This window comes from Streptomyces sp. NPDC059010 (genome assembly GCF_042740355.1).
Lineage (GTDB): Bacteria > Actinomycetota > Actinomycetes > Streptomycetales > Streptomycetaceae > Streptomyces.
On the sequence record NZ_JBHYJA010000015.1, the window covers coordinates 111,158 to 130,589 of the forward strand.

At 71.3% G+C, this 19,432-nt stretch carries 16 protein-coding genes and 1 tRNA gene; 13 read left to right on the forward strand and 4 right to left on the reverse strand.

What is annotated here, in order from left to right; all coding sequences use genetic code 11:
* Positions 1-17: 17 nt before the first annotated feature.
* From ACFWYS_RS18235 to ACFWYS_RS18250, 4 genes are all read left to right on the forward strand, one after another.
* Positions 18-524, forward strand: coding sequence for a GNAT family N-acetyltransferase (locus ACFWYS_RS18235; RefSeq protein ID WP_384769386.1), 507 nt, complete (start codon positions 18-20; stop codon positions 522-524).
* A 102-nt stretch (positions 525-626) separates the two neighbouring features.
* Entirely contained in the window at positions 627-3,023 is a 2,397-nt protein-coding gene (locus ACFWYS_RS18240) for a hypothetical protein (RefSeq protein ID WP_384769387.1), read from the forward strand.
* Between the two features lie 232 nt (positions 3,024-3,255).
* Positions 3,256-3,768: a DUF485 domain-containing protein gene (locus ACFWYS_RS18245; protein WP_384769390.1), complete on the forward strand. Its 513-nt coding sequence runs from the start codon at positions 3,256-3,258 to the stop codon at positions 3,766-3,768.
* Positions 3,765-5,375: a cation acetate symporter gene (locus ACFWYS_RS18250; RefSeq protein WP_384769393.1), complete on the forward strand. Its 1,611-nt coding sequence runs from the start codon at positions 3,765-3,767 to the stop codon at positions 5,373-5,375. The genes ACFWYS_RS18245 and ACFWYS_RS18250 overlap by 4 nt, the downstream gene beginning before the upstream one ends.
* Positions 5,376-5,455: 80 nt before the next feature.
* Here the strand turns inward: ACFWYS_RS18250 and ACFWYS_RS18255 are convergent, their stop codons facing one another.
* The 3 genes from ACFWYS_RS18255 to ACFWYS_RS18265 all read right to left on the reverse strand — a co-directional run bounded on the left by ACFWYS_RS18255 (position 5,456) and on the right by ACFWYS_RS18265 (position 10,781).
* Complete coding sequence (locus tag ACFWYS_RS18255) at positions 5,456-6,448, reverse strand: cellulose-binding protein (RefSeq protein ID WP_384769395.1); 993 nt, start codon at positions 6,446-6,448, stop codon at positions 5,456-5,458.
* 263 nt (positions 6,449-6,711) lie between these two features.
* Positions 6,712-9,735, reverse strand: coding sequence for an SUKH-4 family immunity protein (locus tag ACFWYS_RS18260; RefSeq protein ID WP_384769398.1), 3,024 nt, complete (start codon positions 9,733-9,735; stop codon positions 6,712-6,714).
* 8 nt (positions 9,736-9,743) lie between these two features.
* Positions 9,744-10,781: an SMI1/KNR4 family protein gene (locus tag ACFWYS_RS18265; protein ID WP_384769401.1), complete on the reverse strand. Its 1,038-nt coding sequence runs from the start codon at positions 10,779-10,781 to the stop codon at positions 9,744-9,746.
* Between the two features lie 308 nt (positions 10,782-11,089).
* Between ACFWYS_RS18265 and ACFWYS_RS18270 the strand changes: the two genes are divergently transcribed.
* Together ACFWYS_RS18270 and ACFWYS_RS18275 are read left to right on the forward strand one after the other, a co-directional pair.
* Positions 11,090-11,614, forward strand: a complete 525-nt coding sequence (locus ACFWYS_RS18270; protein WP_384769404.1) for a YwqJ-related putative deaminase — start codon at positions 11,090-11,092, stop codon at positions 11,612-11,614.
* 103 nt (positions 11,615-11,717) lie between these two features.
* Entirely contained in the window at positions 11,718-12,212 is a 495-nt protein-coding gene (locus ACFWYS_RS18275; protein ID WP_384769407.1) for an SUKH-3 domain-containing protein, read from the forward strand.
* Between the two features lie 57 nt (positions 12,213-12,269).
* Here ACFWYS_RS18275 and ACFWYS_RS18280 read toward each other — a convergent pair whose 3' ends face one another.
* Positions 12,270-13,604: a sensor histidine kinase gene (locus ACFWYS_RS18280; RefSeq protein ID WP_384769410.1), complete on the reverse strand. Its 1,335-nt coding sequence runs from the start codon at positions 13,602-13,604 to the stop codon at positions 12,270-12,272.
* A gap of 282 nt (positions 13,605-13,886) precedes the next feature.
* On the opposite strand from ACFWYS_RS18280, the gene ACFWYS_RS18285 reads away from it, so the two are divergent.
* From ACFWYS_RS18285 to ACFWYS_RS18315, 7 genes are all read left to right on the forward strand, one after another.
* A tRNA-Gln gene (locus tag ACFWYS_RS18285) sits at positions 13,887-13,958 on the forward strand.
* Positions 13,959-14,082: 124 nt separating this feature from the next.
* Entirely contained in the window at positions 14,083-15,531 is a 1,449-nt protein-coding gene (gene glmU, locus ACFWYS_RS18290; RefSeq protein WP_384769413.1) for a bifunctional UDP-N-acetylglucosamine diphosphorylase/glucosamine-1-phosphate N-acetyltransferase GlmU, read from the forward strand.
* Between the two features lie 77 nt (positions 15,532-15,608).
* On the forward strand, positions 15,609-16,589 hold the full coding sequence (locus tag ACFWYS_RS18295; RefSeq protein ID WP_384769415.1) for a ribose-phosphate diphosphokinase: 981 nt from the start codon (positions 15,609-15,611) through the stop codon (positions 16,587-16,589).
* A gap of 172 nt (positions 16,590-16,761) precedes the next feature.
* Positions 16,762-17,358, forward strand: coding sequence for a 50S ribosomal protein L25/general stress protein Ctc (locus ACFWYS_RS18300; RefSeq protein WP_384769418.1), 597 nt, complete (start codon positions 16,762-16,764; stop codon positions 17,356-17,358).
* Positions 17,359-17,455: 97 nt separating this feature from the next.
* Entirely contained in the window at positions 17,456-18,058 is a 603-nt protein-coding gene (gene pth, locus ACFWYS_RS18305) for an aminoacyl-tRNA hydrolase (protein ID WP_384769420.1), read from the forward strand.
* A 65-nt stretch (positions 18,059-18,123) separates the two neighbouring features.
* Entirely contained in the window at positions 18,124-18,612 is a 489-nt protein-coding gene (locus tag ACFWYS_RS18310; protein WP_384769423.1) for a hypothetical protein, read from the forward strand.
* A gap of 136 nt (positions 18,613-18,748) precedes the next feature.
* Positions 18,749-19,411 carry an LPXTG cell wall anchor domain-containing protein gene (locus tag ACFWYS_RS18315; protein WP_384769426.1) on the forward strand — a complete coding sequence of 221 codons (663 nt, stop codon included), beginning with the start codon at positions 18,749-18,751 and terminating at the stop codon, positions 19,409-19,411.
* The last annotated feature ends 21 nt before the right edge of the window (positions 19,412-19,432 follow it).

Sequence of the window (19,432 nt, forward strand, 5' to 3'; positions counted from 1 at the left end):
TCCCTATCCTGCGGCTCATGGTGACGTTGGAGCGGCTGCGGGCCGATCACGCGGATGCGCTGGTGGCGTTCGAGCGGGAGAACCGGGAGTACTTCGCGCGTACGGTGCCGGATCGCGGGGACGCCTACTTCACCCCTGCCGGGTTCGCCGCCCGGCACGAGGCGTTGCTGGCCGAACAGGACGCCGGGATCTGCCACTTCCACGTCGTACTGGACGGCGACGGCCGCCTTCTCGGGCGGGTCAACCTGGTCGACGTGGCCGACGCATCGGCCGAGCTGGGATACCGGATCGGCGAACGAGCGGCGGGCAAGGGCGTCGCCACGGCGGCGGTCGCCGAGGTGTGCCGGGTGGCCGGTACGGCGTACGGGCTGACGTCCCTGGTCGCGGACACCACCTTGGACAACCTCGCGTCCCGGGCCGTCCTGGAGCGCAACGCCTTCACCGCCGTGGAGCACCTCACCGTCGGCGGACGCCCCGGGATCCGCTTTCTCCGCTCACCTCTCCTCCCCCACCCGACGCGCTGACCGCCGACCCACCACCTAGGGCAGGTCCCCCACCTCCTGTTCCGGGACGGACCGCCCTCCGGGAGGACGCCACGTCGCCGTCCGTTCGCGTCTGCTGGAGTCGTGGATCTCAACAGGCGTACGGCGATGGCGGCGGGCGTGGGCGCGGCGGTGGCGGTGGCGACGACGGGCGGCGGCACACGCACAGCCCGGGCGGCCGGCCCGGAAGTTGTCAGCGTGCCCGGCGAGTCCCCGACCCGCACGAACATCCCGGTCGCCCGGGATCGCCGCGCCTCGGGCGGCCGCTATCTCGCGCTGCTCACGACCGAGCAGCCCCCGCCGGACACCGGCTGGTTCGCGACCTACCGGGTCCATGTCCCCCACGAGGGCGTGTACACGCTCACCGCCGTGGCGACCGCGCCCGTGGAGACACCGCACACTGAGGCCGTCGCCTCGTATCTCCAACTGTCCGTCAACGGCGGCCCGTTCACGGACCTGGCCCGCTCCCAGCCGCACTGGTACGGCTCGTCACGAGCCTGGGGAGATCTTTCCGAATTGGATCTCGGCGAGTGGGAACTCCGCGGCGGGGACAACGCGTTCACGTTTCGGGTCATCGAGCCCGCGATCCTTGACAACAGCACTGCGTATGTCCTGTCCCTGGACCACTTCGCCCTGCGCCCCATGCCCGGCCCGGCTCTCCGCGAGGCCCATGTCCGCCGCCATCGCGTCGGCGACCCAGCCCACCTCCGTCTGACCCTCGACGGACACGCCGCCCGCCCGCACCCAGTCCGCTACACCGTCACCGACTACTTCGGCCACCAGGTCGCCGACGGCAGTACGACCATCCGCGCAGGCCACACCACCACGACCGTCGCCCTCCCGGCCGACCTACCGCCCGGCCACTACCGCATCCACACCGACGACGGCACGACCAGCACCTTCGCGCGTCTGCCCGCCCGCCCCGCGGTCGCCGCCCCGGCCGGCAACCGCTTCGGCGTCAACGTCTGGTCGTCCTCCCTCGTCCCGCCCTCCCGTCTGGCCGAATTCGCCGCCGCCATACGGGACATGGGCGCCGGATGGGTGCGCGACGGCCAGTCCTGGCCGGTGGCGGAGTCGGCCCCGGGCGAGTACGACACCGCCCGCCACGACCGCACGGTCCGCACCCTGCGCGCCCACGGCCTCGCGGTCCTGGACGTCCTCTCCCCCGCCCCCGAGTGGGCGATGACCGACGCCTCGCTCCCCCTACCGGCCGACCTGCGCCACGCCTACCGCTACGCCCGCCACCTCGCCCTGGCCGCACCGGAGGCACTCCAGCTCTCCAACGAGCCCGACGTCGACACGACCCGTAGCACCGGCGACGCCCACGCCGCGTACGTGAAGGCAGCCGCACTCGGCATCAGGGACGCCGGTGACGAACCGCCGCTCGTCGTCCTCCCCGGCATCGCGCAGTCCGGCCCCTTCCAGGACCTGATGCTCGCGAACGACGTCGTCCGGTATGCCGACGCGTGGGCCTTCCACGGCTACCCGGATCCGGCCGACCAGGACGACCCCGGGTTCCCCGGCGCGGCAGAGGAACAGCACGCGCTTGCCCGGCGCCATGGAGCGGATGACGTGCCACTGTGGATGACGGAGTGCGGAGCCTTCCTGACGGCATCGGGGCAGGCGCGCGACCTCGCTCCGGCACAGGAGCGCGTCCAAGCCCGGTACTTGGTGCGGTCGATGGTGGAGGGGCTGGCCGCCGGGAACGCCCGCCAGTTCTGGTTCGCGGGACCGCCGCTGCTCGACGACGGTGTGTACTTCGGGCTCATGGACAGGGAGTTCGGCCCGCTGCCCGCGTACAGCGCCTTCGCCGCTCTCACGTCACTGCTGGGTGCGGCCCGGTTCGTCGGGCGGGCCGCCCGACTCCCCTCCGGTGCCGAGGGGTTCGTCTTCGACAGCGGGCGGGGTGAGCTGGTCACCGTGGTGTGGGCGACGCGGCCGGTACGCATCAAGGTGACGGATGGGGCGTACGACATCATGGGCCGTCGGCTGCCCGACCGGGCCGTGACCGCCTCTCGCGACCCCCTCTACCTCGTCTCCCCCGGCACCCCCGGCAATCGGCCTCCCGTACCGGCGACCGGGCACTCCGGGCGGCGCCGTCTCTCCCCCGCCGAACACATCGTCCTCAGCCAGCGTTACGCCGCCCGCAGCGCCGCGCCCGGCAAGCAGGACGGCGACGCGCCCCCACCGCACGGCTACCGCCTCGGCCGCCGTACGCGCATGACCGTCGATGTCTACAACTTCGGTGACTCGGGGCGGCATGTGACCGTCACCGCGGAAGCGATGGGGGCGGGGTGGTCGGTGCTGCCGGTGGCGGGCACACGGGTGTGGGTGCCGGTGGGAGGGCGGGTCGGCGTGGAGTTCGTGGTCGTCGCGGGCCGGTCGGTGAGCCGGCGGACGGATCGTCGGCTCAGGTTCAGGGGGAGGCTGGAAGGTGGGGGCGAGGTGCCCGCGAGTGTGGCGCTGGTTCACCTCAAGTAGCGCCGTGACCGCCGGTTGCCTCTCGTGGCGCAACAGCCGCTTCATAAGTCCGAGTTAACCGGGGTAACACCCCAGGTCAGGCAGGGTATGCCGTAGTAAGCGCATACCGACTGATCAGTTTGGTGAAACCCTCGCGCACTCCCGGTACCCCCAAGTAACGTGCATGGCTCGCCCGCCCCCCACCTCCCTGCGGTCCGCCGCACCGGACCCGAGCCACGCAAGGAGCACCGGGATGTCCTCCCCGTACGACCCCTACGACCCGCGCGACCCGTACCGCCCGCAGGACCCGTACTCGTCGGCCCCCACGCCGACGTATCCCTCACCTCCGTATACGTCTCCGGCTTCCGCCACATACCCCTGGCAACCCCCCATACCGCCGGAACCACCCACGCCCCCACGCCATCGAACCCCGGACCACCCGCCCCTGGGACACCACAGCGATCTGCGGATCCTGCGTACCGCCTACCGCTGGCAGCGGCGCGTGGCGACGCTCACCGCGCTCGGGTACTTCACCCTGTTCCTGATCCTGTCCGCCTTCGCACCCGGGTTCATGACGAGCACCGTCGCCGACGGGCTGCCCGCCGGACTGCTGCTCGCGCTGCTCCAACTGCCGGTCACCTGTCTGGCGATATGGCTGTACGAGTACACGGCCGGCCGCTACGTCGACCCCCTCGCGGACCGCATCCGACGGGAGTCCGAGGTGGACGCCAAGCGCGAGGCCGGGAAGAGGGGGACGGGGCGATGACGGACTTCAGCGGAAACGCGCAGTCGATGTCGCTGGTCGCGTTCTCTGCCGTCGCCACGATCACGCTGCTGCTGTGTGTGATGACGGGCCCGGACCGGGACGACCTGGACGAGTTCTACACGGGCTACAGCTCGCTGTCCCCCATGCGCAACGGCCTGGCGATCGCGGGCGACTACATCAGCGCGGCGACCGTGCTGGGCACGACCGGGGTGGTCGCGCTGTGCGGCTACGACGGCATCGTGCTGGCGCTGAGCACGGTCCTGTCACTGATGCTGCTGATGTTCCTGCTGGCCGAACCCCTGCGCAACGCGGGCCGGTTCACGATGGGCGACGTGCTGGCGCGCCGTATGCCGGGGCGGGGCGTGCGCGTCGCGGCGTGCGCGGTGACGCTGGCCGCGCTGGTGCCGCTGATGCTGGTGCAGCTGGCGGGGACCGGGCAGTTGCTGGCGTTCATCCTGGGGTTCTCCAGCGACTCCCTCAAGACGGGCTGCGTCATCGGGCTGGGTGTGCTGATGATCAGCTACGCGGCGATCGGCGGGATGAAGGGCACGGCCCTCATCCAGATGCTGAAGATGGTGATGCTGCTCGGATCGGGCGCCGTGGTCGCCCTGATGATGCTGCGGCGGTTCGACTGGGACCCGGGCGCGCTGTTCGACACGGCGGCGCAGCAGAGCGGCGTCGGTTCGGCGTTCCTGCAGTCGGGGCTGCAGTTCGCGGGCAGTCCGTATCCGCGCCTCGACATGATCGCCTCCCAGCTCGCGATCGTCCTCGGCGGCGGGGTGCTGCCGCACATCACGATGCGCATGTACACGGCGACCGGGGCGCGTCAGGTGCGCAGGTCCATGTCGTGGGCGGTGTCGAGCGTGGCGCTGTTCGTGCTGGTGATCACGGTGGTCGGCTTCGGCGCGACGGCGCTGATCGGGCGCGAGGCGATCGCCGGGGAAGACCCGCGGGGCAACACGGCGTATCTCCTGGGGTCGCGGGCCGCCTTCGGCGCGGACATCTCGACCGCGGAGAGCCTCCTGTTCACGGCGGTCACGACGGCGATCTTCCTGACCGTGCTGGCCTCGGTCGCGGGCATGATCCTCGCCTGCGCGAACTCCCTCGCCCACGATCTGTTCGCCGCGCGGGTACGGGAGTTGTCCGGACACCGTGAGATGGCGCTGGCACGGCTGTCGGCGCTGGCGGTCGGCGTCCCGGCGATCCTGCTGGCGACGATGGTCCAGCACCGCAGCCTGCAGCCACTGGTGACCCTGTCCTTCACGCTGGGCGCCTCCGCCATCGCCCCGGCCCTCATCTACAGCCTCTTCTGGCGCCGGTACACCAGGGCCGGGCTGCTGTGGACGCTGATCGGCGGTTCGGCGGTGGTGCTCGTGCTGATGCCGGGGACCAACCTGGTGTCCGGCTCACCGGCCGCGGCCTTCCCCGACGCCGACTTCAACTGGTTCCCGTTCACGACACCCGGTCTGGTGTCGGTGCCGGCCGGGTTCCTGCTCGGCTGGCTGGGGACGGTCGTGTCGGGGCGGGGGAAGACGGACGAGCAGCGGCGGGAGTACGAGTCCGTGGAGGGGTGGATTCTGGCGGGGGCGGTGCGAAGGGGGAACTGAGAGGCGGGGCAGCGGCCGGGCGCAAGGGGGGCCGGGGCGACGGTGAGTGGCGGGAAGGGTGCGGCCCGGGAAGGGTCGGGTCACTCACCCTTCGTGGCCTGCATCTCGGTGTCGGGCTCGGTATCACTCCCGGTCGCGCTGTCGGCTTCGCCGCCGCTCTCCAGCTCAAGCTCGGCCGCCAGCTCGCCCTCAAGGGCCACCTGACGCGTCAGCAGAGTCAGGCTGTTGCGCATCTGGTCCATGTGCGTGCGGACCTCGTCCCACTTCTCCCCGTGCTCGCGCAGCACCTGCTCCGTCTCGCGGTCGATCTCGACCGCCCGCTGCCGGGCCGCCTCGACCAGCTGCGTCGCGTGCGTCTGCGCCTCCGCCTGCAACCGCTTCGCCGAGGCCTCCGCGTCCACGAGCACCTGTTTCGCCTCGGCCAGCGAGGCCTCGGCGCGCGCGACGCCCTCCGCCTCCGACACGTTCAGCGCGGCCAGCCCCTCCTCGGCCTCCCGCTCCACCTCGGCCCACCGCTCGGCCTGTTCCTTGGCCTGCCCGGTGAGCAGCCCGTCGGTGCGGTGCCGCACCTGGCGCAACGGGCCGAGCACCTCCCCGCGCCGCTCCTTCAGGGCACGCTTGGCGGTGATCCGGATCTCGCCCGCCTCGCCGCGTGCCGCGAGCAGCCGCTGACGGGCCCATTCGTCGGCCGAGGCACTCAGGGTGTCGGCGTAGGCCTGGGCCGCGTCCCGCACGTCGTCGGCGTACGACTGGGCCTCCTCGGCCGTGTGCCGTGCCTCCTCCCGCGCCGCCTCGCGCACGGCCTCTGCCTCCTCCTGCACCAGCTCGAAGAGCCGGCGCGCCCGATCCCCCAGCGTCTCGTACGTCTGCGGGGCCAGCTCCGCCACGGTTTCCCGCAGCTCCACCGCCTGCGCCTCCATCTCCTTGGCGAGCACGGTGAGCCGGGCGGCCCGCTCCCAGGCGGCGTCACGGTCGTGGAACAGGGCGTCGACGAAGGCGTCGACCTGTTCGGGACGGTAGCCGCGTCCTCGTACGACCACGAAGTCGTAGAGCGAGACCGGTGCGCCGCTCATCCAGGAGCCCCTCTCCGCGGTACGGATGTGAAAATGATGATTTAGCGCACATCTTGATGTATCGGGCGGAAGCGTTCATAACGCGACACTCCGCTCATGGGACACGGGTGGAGGCACTGAGACCCCCACAAAAAGCGCGTACGGGCGCATACGAAAGGGCCGGCCCCGGTCGCACAACCGAGAGCCGGCCCTTTCACCCCCGCACGCCGCTGTCAGCGGCAGCCGGGTGATGTCACATCACGACAAGCAGCTGGGGGACGGGGTCACAGCAGGCCGTCCCACATCTGCTCCAGCAGCACCGACCACCAGCTCTCCGGCGAACCGAGCGCCGCCGGGTCGAGGGCGGCGAGCTGAGCCTGGAAGTCGACGGTCCAGCGGCCCGCCTGCTCCTGGTTCAGACCGAAGCGCAGCCGCCACATCCGGCCGAGCAGCGCCAGGCAGCGCTGGAACTCGGGCAGGCCGGTGTTCACGAACTGCGGCGGTACGGGAGCACCGCCCGGGCCCGCCTCCACCGGCACGGCGACGATGCTCGCCGTCCCGTACTGCACACAGAGGGCCCTGCCGAAGTCGCTGCCCATGACGAGGTACGAGCCCGCGTCCGACGCCGGCTGCACCCCGCGCTCCTGCGCCAGCTCCGCCAGCGTCGGAACGGGCCGCCCCGGCTGGGCCTGCGCCCAGAAGAACGGGCCCATGTCCATCGGCAGCCCGCCGACGACCAGGCTGTGCGCCACGACCGGCGGTACGCCCTGCCGCGACACGGCGGCCTGCTCGAACCGGAAGATGCCGGGTCCGAACGCCGCCGCCAGCTCCTGCGCGACCCCCTCCGGCGGGATCGGCGGCGCCGCCTGCACCTGCGGAAGCGGGGCACGCACGGGTGCCGGGCGGGCGGGCCCGTCGGCCACCTGGTGCAACTCGCCCTGATGGGCGATCAGTTGCTGCATGCCCTGCTGCCGGCTCGCGTGATCCGTGCCGTACGGAGCGATCGACGTGATGCGTGCCTGCGGCCACTGCTCCCGGATCATCCGCGCACAGTACGCACCCGGCAGCTCGCACGACTCCAACTCCGTGTGCAGCTCCAGCACCTGGTCCGGCGGCACGTTCATGCCCCGCAGCTCATGGAAGATCTGCCACTCCGGGTGCGGCGTCCCCGGCGCGGAACGCCGGATCAGCTGCTGCTCCGAGCCGTCCTGGGCGCGATAGCGGAGGACGGCCTGGTATCCGGGGCCGACGGTGGGCTGGGCCGGGGGCTGCTGGGGGTAGCCGTAGGCCGGAGGCTGACCGGAGCCGGCCTGCCCCGGACCGGGCTGCCCCGGTTGCCCCGGACCGGGCTGGCCGGGAGGCGGCGGTACGGCACCGGGCGGCATCGGGGGCTGCGGGGCACCCGGGGGCATGCCGGGGGCACCGGGCATTCCGGGAGCGGCAGGAGCACCGGGAGCGGCAGATGCGCCAGGGACACCGGGCATGCCGGGAGCAGCGGGCCCGCCCGCAACGCCGGGAGCGCCAGGGGCGCCGGGAGCACCCGGCGCCGGTGGCGGCGGAGGCACCCCGGGGCCGCCCACCGGGGGCGCGGCCAGCACCGTCTCCGCGTGGTGAACGCCACCCTGAGCGCCGGGTCCACCCGGCGTGCCGGGAGGCTGCGGAGCACCAGGAACGCCGGGAGCACCCGGAGCACCCGGGGGCTGCGGAACGCCAGGCATGCCGGGCGCACCCGGAGGGCCGGGCGGGTTGGGGGCGCCGGGCGGGTTCGGCGCACCCGGAGCACCGGGCATGCCAGGAGCGCCCGGCGGCGGCGGGCCGCCCATCTGGTTCGGGTCGGCGAACACCGTGGCGGCATGGTGCACACCGGGCGGGTTCGGCGCACCGGGCGCACTGGGCGCTCCAGGGGCACCCGGAGGACCGGGCGGCTGCGGCGCACCCGGACCGGCGGCACCCTGAGGCCCATCGGGCCCGAGCGCCGACACGAGCTGCGTCGGAACATACCCACCCGCAGGCGTACCCGGAGCACCCTGAGCGCCAGGCGCACCCGGAGCAGCCGGCGTGCCCGGAGCAGCCGGCGGAGGAGGCGTACTCCCCGCGCTGCTCCCCGCACCCGCCCCCGGCACCCCCGGAGCACCCGGCGGAGGAGGCGGCGTGGCCCCGCCCCGCGCGCGTGGCGGAGGCGCCGCCTTGCTCGTCGCGGCATCGGCGATGTCCCCGGCGTTCGGCGCGAGCGACCGCCCCGGCGTACCGGGAGCCCCCGGAGTACCCGGAGCCTGCGGCACCCCCGCCCCATCGGCGGGCCCACCCTGCGGGTAACCGTAGGACGGCGCACCCGGCCCAGGCGGAGGAGGCGGCGTAGCACCCGGCGCGGGCGCCGACGGCGGCGTACCCGGCCCACCGGCACTCTGCGGATAGCCGTACGCCGACCCACTTGGCGCCGACGGTGCGGACGGAGGCGGCGGCGTACCCGGCCCACCCGCACCCTGCGGATACCCATACGCCGACCCACCCGGCCCAACCGGAGGCAGCGGCATCGCACCCGGTGTGTCCGGCTCGTCGAGTGCCGGCTCGACCGCCGTCGGCGGAAGCCGGCTGCCGCCCGAGATCAGCGCGGTCTGCGCGTCCGGCGGCGTCATGTCGTCCTCGTTCAGCGGCGGCGCGAACACCGTCTCCGGCAACGGCACGGAACGGTCCTCGCCGATATCGATGCTGGTGTCCGTCCCGGCCCACGGAGTCGCCCCATCGGGCACACCCGGCGCTGCAGGCGTACCCGGCGCTACAGGCGCACCACCGGCCGTACCGCCGGAGGCACTCGCACTCGCACCGGCACCCGCCCCCACACCCACGCCCGCACCACTGCCAGACGTGTCAGAACGGTCGGCCCCAGCCCCCGGATCCCCGGCCCGCGAGCCACTCCCATCCCGCTGATCCGGGATCCCCAACTTGTCCGCCGCCTCCTGCAACCACTCCGGCGGCGTCAGCAGGAAGGACGTCTGGTTCAGGTCCACCCGGGCCGGAGCGGCCGGTGCCGGTTCCGCCGCCGCGTCCGCACGGCCGTACTCCTCCTCGTACCGGCGAATCACCTCACCCACCGGCAGCGACGGCCACAAGGTGGCCTCCCCGCTGTCCCGGGCGATCACCAGCCGCTGGTCGCCCCCGTCCGAACGCGGTCCGTCCGAACGGTCCTCGGCCCACACGACGAACCCGAGCTCGAACTCCCGTACCCGCACCTCACGATGCTGGTACGACGGCACTTCGCCGTTGATCCACTCTTCCGCGCGCTCCTGCGCCTGTGCGAACGTCACCATCGCGAAGCTCACTCCCCCACCGAAGCCGCAGAAGACGCCGAAGCCACCGGCACCGCACGCGCGAACCCGCCGTCCACCATCAGATTCGCCACCGTCTCCAACTCCGGCGGAGAACCCGCCAGCCGGGACAGAAACGCGTCGAAGTCCTCACCGCACGGCAGCAGCAACCGCTCCACCCGCTCGGGCGCCGGCCAGGCCGGATCCACGTCCCGCGCGTCGTCGTACGCGCAGAACCACACCGAACCGACCCGGTCGCCCTTCACCTTCACGGCCAGCAACCCGCCCTGCACGAACCCGACGCCCAGGAAGTCCTTGGTCAGATGGTCCCGCAGGCACTTGTTGACGTAGACCAGGTCATTGATCGCCGCCTCGTCCCGCACCGTGAACAGCGGCTGGTCGACCAGCAGGCCCAGCTCCGGATCGAGCGCCGTCCCCACCGGGGCACACCCGCCGGCCGCCTTCAGAAATGACCGATACGCGCCCGGCAGCCGGTACCCGAGGTCCTCCTCGACCCCCAGCACCTGGGACTCCGTCACCGCCACACCCGACTTCGGCAGCCGGAAATGCGCGGGCCGCGTGTCCTGCAACGGCCGCGTCCCCCGCTTGTTCTGGTCCACCGCCGATGTCGCGATCCCACCGTGGTGCCGCAGCAGCGCCTTCACCTCGACCGGGACCAGCTCCAGCCGCCGTGAACCCACCGCGTGATGCCACGTCCAGCCGTGCGGCGTCGCCACCGCCGGCACCGTGTCCCACAGATCGTGCCCGGACGCGGCCAGCGCCGCGTTCGCCGACACGTAGTCCGTCAGCCGCAACTCGTCGACGCCGAAACCCTCCGGCGGCTCCGCGATCTCCGCCGCCGCACGCGCGTAGGGCGAGAAATCGGGGTAACCACGGTCGTCGACGCGTACTCCTCTCGGGTGACGGGACGCGCGTACCGGATCCGGGAAATGCACGACCTGCCCGGCGTAAGCCGCGTTCGGCGGCACGGCTTGTCCCGCGGCCTGGCGGCCGGGAGGTGCCCCCAGCCCGAGCCGACCTGTCGTCATGACGGTTGCCCCCTGCGGCGTTCTGATACGGCCCGCCATGACCACACACGGTCACAACGCCCCGTATCCACTGTCTCGTCTGCGTCCACACGTCACCGCATGGAAAGCGGTGCCGACAGCCTATGCGGTACGACGACACGGGTCACCGGCGCCGGTCATGCCCCCCTCCGCTTCCGTGACCAGCCGTCACCCCGCCGTGACAGCCCGCCCAAACCCGGGCGTGTCGCGCCGCCCCAGCTTCCGCACCCGCCACGGCATTTGGCACTCTGTGACGTCCGAGAGCATGCCCGGGGGATGCTCGGGAGGGGATGACGATCATGAACACCACGCAGACGGGACCCGACGCCGCGAGGTCCGGCGACCCCCGCATCGGCTGGAGCGCCACCGAGACCCCTCACGCGCCCGCCCTCCGCCACCGCCGCGACGGGATACTCCCGACCGTCGCCGCCGCCCTCTCCGTGCGCGGCGCCACCCTCACCGGCACCGCCGCCCGCGGCGACCAGCCCCCGGAACTTCACCACCTCGTCCAGGACTTCCTCGACACCCTCACCAGCGGCGAACGCGACCGCTTCACCGGCCGCTGCGCCGAGACCATCCTCATCTCACGGCACATCGCCACCGCCGACGCCACCCGCAGCAAACGTGCCGCCCGCAAACCCATGACCAACGGCGAAGCCCGCAAGGTCCTCAAGCAGGCCAAGCTCACCGCCCGCCGCATCCGTGAGGACGGCGACCCCCTGCACGGCAGCTTCGCCGCCCCCTGTCGCGCCTGTACCGCCCTGAGCGCCCACTTCGGCGTCCGTATCGTCGACCCGACAACGGCAGACGGCTGACCTCCCCCGCCCACCCGCACGACCGCACAACGGCACGACCGCACGACCGCCGGGCGGCCCACCGCTGCCGCACACTCCGGCCCACTCGACGATCGAAGGGCAGATGCACACCGACCGCACCTCCTCCACCCGTTTCCCCGTCCCCGTCGACGCCGCCCTGCGCGCCGCCGGCTGGCAGCCCGGACGCTGGGACATCAAGCAGGCCGAGTTCTGGGCCGACGCCCTGCGTGAACACGCCTCACCCGCCGGCCACCGCCACGCCGTCTTCCCCGCCGCCGTCGAAGCCTGGGCCGAGTTCGGGGGCCTCCACATCAGCCCCGCGGGCCCCGGCCGCCAGGTCGCCCCCGCGACCCTCCACTTCGACCCCCTGCACGGCCTCCACATGGCCCGCACCCTCGGCGACCTCGGCCGCGCCCTCGACACCGAGGTCTGCCCGCTCGGCGCCGAGACCGACACCCAGGCCCTCCTCGCCATCGACACCGAGGGCCGCGTCTACACGCTCGACCACACCGGCGACTGGTATCTCGGCCCGGACATCGACCAAGCCCTCGCCGGCCTGGTCGCGGGGATAGAGCCGGTACGCCTCACAGCGGGCTGACACCCGGGACGGGACGGCGCGGGAACGGCGGCAAGGACAGGTGACCGGCCCCCGCGGCTACGCCGCCGGAATCACCGCCGACACCCGGAAACCCCCCGCATCCGTCGGCCCGGACACGAACACCCCGCCGAGCGCCACGACGCGCTCCTTCATCCCCACCAGACCGTTGCCCCCCGACGGCAGCCGTGCCGACGACTCCGACGACGCCTCCGGCGGCGGTTCGTTCTCCACCTGCATGGCGATCTCCGACACCCGATGCGCCAGCCGCACATGCGTCTTCGCCCCCGCCGCATGCTTGTGGACGTTCGTCAGCGCCTCCTGCACCACCCGGAACGCCGTCTGCTCGACCTCCCGCGCATACGACCGCGTCTCCCCCTCGACGGACAGATCCACCACCATCCCCGCGGCGGCCGACTGCCCGATCAGCTCGTCCAGCTCGGACAGACAAGGCCCCTCACCGGCCACGTCGTCCTGAGCACTCCATCCCCGATCGGCCGCGGCGGCGGCGGCCGCCCCCACAGCGGCGAGCGGTACGACAGCCCCCTGAGCCCGATCCGCCCGCGCACCCCCGCTCCGCAGCACCCCGAGCATCTCCCGCAACTCGGTCAACGCCTGCCGCCCCATGTCCCCCACCAGCGCGGCGTTCTTCACCGCCTTCTCGGGATCCTTCCGGGCCACGGCCTGCAGCGCGGCGGCATGCACGACCATCAGACTCACCCGATGCGCGACGACGTCATGCATCTCCCGCGCGATCCGGGTCCGCTCCTCGTTCCGCGCCCACTCGGCGCGCTCCTCCGCCCGCTCGGCGAGCAGCTGAAGCTCCCGCTCAAGAGAGTCGGCCCGCTCCCGAAGACTCTCCATCAGCCGGCGCCGCGCACCCACATACAGTCCGAGCAGCAGCGGCGGCGCGGTCATGCCGAGGGCGGTGGTGATCGACGCGAACGGGATCACCCAGTCCCCGAAGGTCAGACTCCCCCGCGCCATGTCCTGCCGGGCCCACACGAACGTCACGATCAGTGTGCCGACGAACGACATCCCGGCGAGCGAGCCGATGATCCGCCGCGGCAGTTCGGACGCGGCCAGGGTGTACAGACCGACGATGCCCATGAGGAAGCCCATCTGGGCCGGCATCACCGCGATCGACACCAGCACGACGGCTATCGGCCACCGGCGCCGCAGCACCAGCACGGACCCCGCCAGCACCCCGAACACGACGCCCGCGGCCACGGGTATCCCGGCGTCCTTCGCGAATCGAACCCCCTCGACCCCGCACTCCAGCGCGGACACGACGGCCAGACTCACGTCCAGCACCGCACTGCGCAACCTGCCCCACCACCACGGTCCCGCCCCCTCCGGCGGAGCCCCGGCGCGGTCTTCCCCCGTCGTGGTCATGCCTCCAGCCTACGGGCGCCCGGTACCGCTTTTCCGGCGAGTTTCGACGACTGGCCTACACCACACTCCGTGACCGAACGTAAGCGAAACAGCCCGATATCCCTCGAACTGCCGAATCGCACACCGTTCGCCCCCGGACGCCGACTTCGGGGCACCGCGAGAGCGGGCCGCGGGGCCACGGCGAGCGCCGACCTGTACCGTCGCACGGAAGGCGCCCCGTACGGCATAGTGTTGGGTGCCGACTCGGCGACCTGGCCATACGTCCGGTTCAGTCGGGTTCCATCCCCCGTGGTGTAATTGGCAGCACTGTGGCTTTTGGTGCCATCTGTCCGGGTTCGAGTCCTGGCGGGGGAGCAAGTTCTCAAGCGCGGGTCCCGACTGCCAACAGCTCAGTCGGGACCCGCTCCCATGTCCCCCACAAAACGCCCCGGTATCCTGCGGATGTCACCCCACCCCCTCCACAGCCGAAGGGCATCCCGTGAGCGCCATTCGCCCGGCAGCCGTCGTCGTTCTCGCAGCGGGTGAGGGCACCCGTATGAAGTCGGCCACACCCAAGGTCCTGCACGAGATCTGCGGACGCAGTCTCGTCGGTCATGTGCTCGCCGCCGCGAGCGAGTTGCACCCCGAGAACCTGGTCGTGGTCGTGGGGCACGCGCGGGAGCAGGTCGTCGCGCATCTCGGCGAGATCGACCCCGGCGTACGCACCGCCGTACAGGCCGAGCAGAACGGCACCGGGCACGCTGTACGGATGGCCCTTGAGGAGCTCGGCGGTGGCATCGACGGCACCGTGGTCGTCGTCTGCGGCGACACCCCCCTCCTCACCGGCGAGACCCTCACCCGCCTCGCCGCCACCCACTCCGCCGACGGCAACGCCGTCACCGTGCTGACCGCCGAGGTCCCGGACGCGACCGGTTACGGCCGGATCGTGCGGGACGGTGCGACCGGTGCCGTGACCGAGATCGTCGAGCACAAGGACGCGACCGACGCACAGCGGGAGATCCGGGAGATCAACTCGGGTGTGTTCGCGTTCGACGGGCAGTTGCTCGCGGACGCCCTGGGCAAGGTCCGCACGGACAACGCCCAGCACGAGGAGTACCTGACGGACGTCCTCGGCATTCTGCGCGAGGCCGGTCACCGGGTCGGCGCGTCCGTCGCCAGCGACTTCCGCGAGATCGCCGGGATCAACAACCGGGTGCAGCTGTCCGAGGCCCGCCGGATCCTGAACGACCGGCTGCTGACCCGCGCGATGCTCGCCGGTGTCACGGTGGTCGACCCGGCGACGACCTGGGTCGATGTCACGGTCACGTTCGACCAGGACGCCCTCGTCCAGCCCGGCACCCAGCTCCAGGGCTCCACGCACCTCGGCGAGGGCGCGGTGGTCGGCCCGAACTGCCGGCTGAAGGACACGAAGGTCGGCGCCGGGGCACGGGTCGACAACACCGTGGCCGACGGCGCGGTCGTGGGAGCACAGGCGAGCGTGGGGCCGTACGCGTATCTGCGGCCCGGGACCCGTCTCGGCACGAAGAGCAAGATCGGTACGTACGTCGAGACCAAGAACTCCTCGATCGGCGAGGGGACGAAGATCCCGCACCTGTCCTACGTCGGTGACGCGACGATCGGTGAGTACACGAACATCGGTGCCGCGAGCGTCTTCGTGAACTATGACGGAAAGGACAAACACCACACCACGGTCGGCTCCCACTGCCGTACCGGTTCGGACAACATGTTTGTGGCTCCCGTCACGGTCGGGGACGGCGCGTACACCGCGGCCGGGTCCGTGATCACGAAGGACGTGCCGCCCGGTTCGCTGGCCGTGGCCCGTGGTCAGCAGCGGAATATCGAGGGTTGGGTGGCTCGCAAGCGTCCGGGCAGTGCGGCCGCGAAGGCGGCCGAGGCGGCGTCTCGGCAGGTCGAGAGCGAGGACTGACCGGAAACCGGTGCGTCAAACACGGCGTACCGTGATAAGTGCACACCCAGCTGCGACACCTCTGAGGAGACAGTGCTGTGACCGGGATCAAGACGACCGGCGAGAAGAAGTTGATGTTCTTCTCCGGCCGCGCCCACCCCGAGCTTGCCGAGGAGGTCGCCCAGCAGTTGGGGGTCGGGGTCGTCCCCACAAAGGCCTTCGACTTCGCCAACGGTGAGATCTACGTCCGCTACCAGGAGTCGGCGCGTGGCGCGGACTGCTTCGTGATCCAGAGCCACACGGCTCCGATCAACCAGTGGATCATGGAGCAGTTGATCATGATCGACGCGCTGAAGCGTGCGTCGGCGCGCTCCATCACCGTCATCGTGCCGTTCTACGGTTACGCGCGGCAGGACAAGAAGCACCGTGGGCGTGAACCGATTTCGGCACGTCTGATCGCGGATCTGATGAAGACGTCGGGTGCGGACCGCATCCTGACCGTGGATCTGCACACGGACCAGATCCAGGGCTTCTTCGACGGCCCGGTCGACCACCTCTTCGCTCTTCCGCTGCTCGCGGACTACGTGGGCCGGAAGGTGGACCGGGCGAAGCTGACCGTCGTGTCCCCGGACGCGGGTCGCGTGCGGGTCGCGGACCGCTGGTGCGACCGGCTGGGCGCTCCGCTGGCGATCGTGCACAAGCGGCGCGACAAGGACGTGGCGAACCAGGTGACCGTCCACGAGGTCGTGGGTGAGGTCAAGGGCCGCGTGTGTGTGCTGGTGGACGACATGATCGACACCGGTGGCACGATCTGCGCGGCGGCCGACGCGCTGTTCGCGCACGGCGCGGAGGACGTCATCGTGACGGCCACGCACGGTGTGCTGTCGGGTCCGGCGGCGGACCGGCTGAAGAACTCCCGGGTGAGCGAGTTCGTGTTCACGAACACGCTGCCTACGCCGGGTGAGCTGAGCCGCGACCTGGACAAGCTGACGGTGCTGTCGATCGCGCCGACGGTCGCGAACGCGGTGCGTGAGGTGTTCGAGGACGGTTCGGTGACGAGCCTGTTCGACGAGCAGTAGAGATCCTTTTGGGTACGGCCTCCCCCTCCGAGTAGACTGCTTCAGTTGCTCGGCGAGGGAGGCCGTTCCCGTTGTTCTGCGGGATTCGGTGCTCCGTTATCGACGCGCTCTTCGTAGCAGGCCGTTCGTGGCCGGGTGACCACGTCCGCATCTAGTTCTACGAGGAGTGAACATGTCCGAGGTCAAGATCTCCGCCGAGACCCGTACCGAGTTCGGCAAGGGTGCCGCCCGCCGTATCCGCCGTGACTCGAAGGTCCCCGGTGTCCTGTACGGCCACGGCTCGGAGCCGCTGCACCTGACCCTGCCGGGTCACGACCTGCTGCTCGCGCTGCGTACGCCGAACGTTCTGATCGCCCTGGACATCGACGGCAAGTCCAACGAGCTGGCGATCCCGAAGGCCGTCCAGCGTGACGCGATCAAGGGCTTCCTTGAGCACGTCGACCTGCTGCTGGTCAAGCGCGGCGAGAAGGTCACGGTCGAGATCCCGGTGCACACCGAGGGCGAGCTGGCCGCCGGCGGCAACCTGCTGGAGCACGTGCTGAACGCGCTGCCGGTCGAGACCGAGGCCACGCACATCCCCGAGTCGGTCACCGTGTCCGTCGAGGGCCTGGAGGCCGGCGCCTCCGTCCTCGCCAAGGACATCACGCTGCCCAAGGGCACCACGCTGGCCATCGAGGAGGACGCTGTCGTCCTGCAGGTCCTGGCCGCGCAGGCCGAGGAGGCCCCGGAGGGCGAGGCCGCCGAGGGCGAAGAGGTCGCCGAGGCCTGATCCTCAGGTCTGGCAGAGGCGTGATCCTCGGCTCTGTCATCGGTTCGCCAGCCGCTGTTCCCGACGGGAGCAGCGGCTGGCGCGTATCAAGGGAGACATGGACGTGACGAGCGACCCGAGTGCCCCCTGGCTGATCGCCGGCCTCGGTAATCCGGGGCCCGAGTACGCCATGAACCGGCACAACGTGGGGTTCATGGTGGCGGATCTGCTGGCCGAGCGGATCGGGGGGAAGTTCAAGCGGGCGGGGAAGGCCCAGGCGCAGGTCGTCGAGGGGCGGATCGGGCCGCCGGGGCCGTTGAACCGGCGGGTGATCCTGGTGAAGCCGATGTCGTTCATGAATCTGTCCGGCGGGCCCCTCAACGCGTTGCGGGACTTCTACAAGGTGCCGGTGGGCAATATCGTCGCCGTTCATGACGAGTTGGACATCGACTACGGCACCCTGCGGCTGAAGCTCGGCGGCGGGGACAACGGGCACAACGGGCTGAAGTCGATGACGAAGGTGATGAGTTCGGAGTATCACCGGGTGCGGTTCGGGATCGGGCGGCCTCCGGGGCGTATGCAGGTCGCGGACTTCGTGCTGAAGGACTTCTCCTCCGCCGAGCGCAAGGAGCTGGACTACTTCGTGGACCGTGCGGCGGACGCGGTGGAGTGTCTGGTGATCGAGGGGCTGGAGCGGGCGCAAAGCACGTACAACTCCTGACTTGTCCGCCCGGTCGAACGGGCCGAGGTTGACCGGGCGCAGGGGCATGGCCAAGGATCGCGGCCATGCCTTCTGCCGTTGTCTCCAGTCAGGGCGCTGCCGCCGCGCTGCGCTTCGGGCGGGTCGCGACGATGGGCACGGTCGCCGTGCTGATCCTGATCGCGGGTGTGTGGGCCTCGTGGGGCACCGGGCACCATGTGATGCTCACCAAGGGCCGGGAGAGCGGCACGATCGAGGTGACGCGGTGCGCCGGGGACACCTGCAGCGGTCCCTTCACGCCGGTCTCGGAGGGTGCGCAGCCGCGCGAGTCGGTCGTCATCGAGGACAACGTGGCGGTACGCAAGGGGCAGACGTACACGGTCGTGGTCAAGCCGGGCAGTGACGAGGTCGTACGGTCCGGGCCCGCGGGGATTCTGTACGCCTGGGTTCCGCTGGGCGGTGCGCTGCTGCTGGCGTCGGTCGTCGTGTCGGGCGGTCTGCGCCGGACGCGGTTGGCGTGGGTGCTGGCGGGGTCGGGGATCGCGCTGCTCACGGCGGTTTTTGTGACGATCTGATGTTTCCGTCGTTGTCTCCGTCTGTGGAGAACTTGAGTGTTGCCTGTTCGTGATTGACCTTGCGTCAGTCCCGGCAGGAAGCTGAGCCGCCCCCTCCACATCTTCCCGTTCCTTCTCGAAGATGGACTACTGCCTCATGCGTACCCTCAACCGCGTCGGCGCCCTGTCCGCCATCGCCGCGGCCGCGCTGCTCTCCGCTCCGGCCGCCGCCCACGCCACCACTCCCGGCGACAACGGCACTGTCAAGATCCACGACGCCACCACTGGCGAGGAGCTGCGCAAGAACGAGCCGCACGTCTGCGAGTTCTACCTGGACGCGTTCGGCTTCGACAGTGTGCAGAAGGTCGACTGGCACATCGAGGCCTGGGCTCCGACCGCCGCCGTCAAGGGCGAGACGGTGAAGACCGGTGCCATCACCCTGGACGGCGAAGGTCATGGCCGTACGTCGGACATGACGCTGCCCGACGGGCACTACAAGCTGTTCTGGAACTTCGAGGGCGAGAAGGGGGCCGCGAAGCACAAGGTGTTCTGGACGGACTGCGAGGACGAGGAGGAGGGCGGCGGCAGCACGGCCACGCCGTCCGGCTCGCCGTCGGCCTCCGAGCCCGAGTCCGAGACGCCGGGCGACTCCACGTCCGAGCCCGGCGCCGCCCCGTCGACGTCCCCGTCCGCCCAGGGCGGCGCCGAGGGCGACCTCGCCGAGACCGGCAACGGTGCCCCGGTGGGCCTGCTGTCCGCCGCCGCGGCCGCGTTGCTGGGCGCGGGTGGCTACCTGGTGTTCCGGCGTCGTAGGGCCTGACGGCCGGTTGGAACCAGCGGT

What these genes read in the sequence shown, in the direction of transcription:
- ACFWYS_RS18235 (WP_384769386.1), top strand. Translation starts at nt 18, where the DNA reads ATGGTGACGTTGGAGCGGCTGCGGGCCGATCACGCGGATGCGCTGGTG.
- ACFWYS_RS18245 (WP_384769390.1), top strand. Translation starts at nt 3,256, where the DNA reads ATGTCCTCCCCGTACGACCCCTACGACCCGCGCGACCCGTACCGCCCG.
- ACFWYS_RS18250 (WP_384769393.1), top strand. Translation starts at nt 3,765, where the DNA reads ATGACGGACTTCAGCGGAAACGCGCAGTCGATGTCGCTGGTCGCGTTC.
- ACFWYS_RS18255 (WP_384769395.1), bottom strand. Translation starts at nt 6,448, where the DNA reads ATGAGCGGCGCACCGGTCTCGCTCTACGACTTCGTGGTCGTACGAGGA.
- ACFWYS_RS18260 (WP_384769398.1), bottom strand. Translation starts at nt 9,735, where the DNA reads ATGGTGACGTTCGCACAGGCGCAGGAGCGCGCGGAAGAGTGGATCAAC.
- ACFWYS_RS18265 (WP_384769401.1), bottom strand. Translation starts at nt 10,781, where the DNA reads ATGACGACAGGTCGGCTCGGGCTGGGGGCACCTCCCGGCCGCCAGGCC.
- ACFWYS_RS18270 (WP_384769404.1), top strand. Translation starts at nt 11,090, where the DNA reads ATGACGATCATGAACACCACGCAGACGGGACCCGACGCCGCGAGGTCC.
- ACFWYS_RS18275 (WP_384769407.1), top strand. Translation starts at nt 11,718, where the DNA reads ATGCACACCGACCGCACCTCCTCCACCCGTTTCCCCGTCCCCGTCGAC.
- ACFWYS_RS18280 (WP_384769410.1), bottom strand. Translation starts at nt 13,604, where the DNA reads ATGACCACGACGGGGGAAGACCGCGCCGGGGCTCCGCCGGAGGGGGCG.
- ACFWYS_RS18300 (WP_384769418.1), top strand. Translation starts at nt 16,762, where the DNA reads ATGTCCGAGGTCAAGATCTCCGCCGAGACCCGTACCGAGTTCGGCAAG.
- pth (WP_384769420.1), top strand. Translation starts at nt 17,456, where the DNA reads ATGGACGTGACGAGCGACCCGAGTGCCCCCTGGCTGATCGCCGGCCTC.
- ACFWYS_RS18310 (WP_384769423.1), top strand. Translation starts at nt 18,124, where the DNA reads ATGCCTTCTGCCGTTGTCTCCAGTCAGGGCGCTGCCGCCGCGCTGCGC.
- ACFWYS_RS18315 (WP_384769426.1), top strand. Translation starts at nt 18,749, where the DNA reads ATGCGTACCCTCAACCGCGTCGGCGCCCTGTCCGCCATCGCCGCGGCC.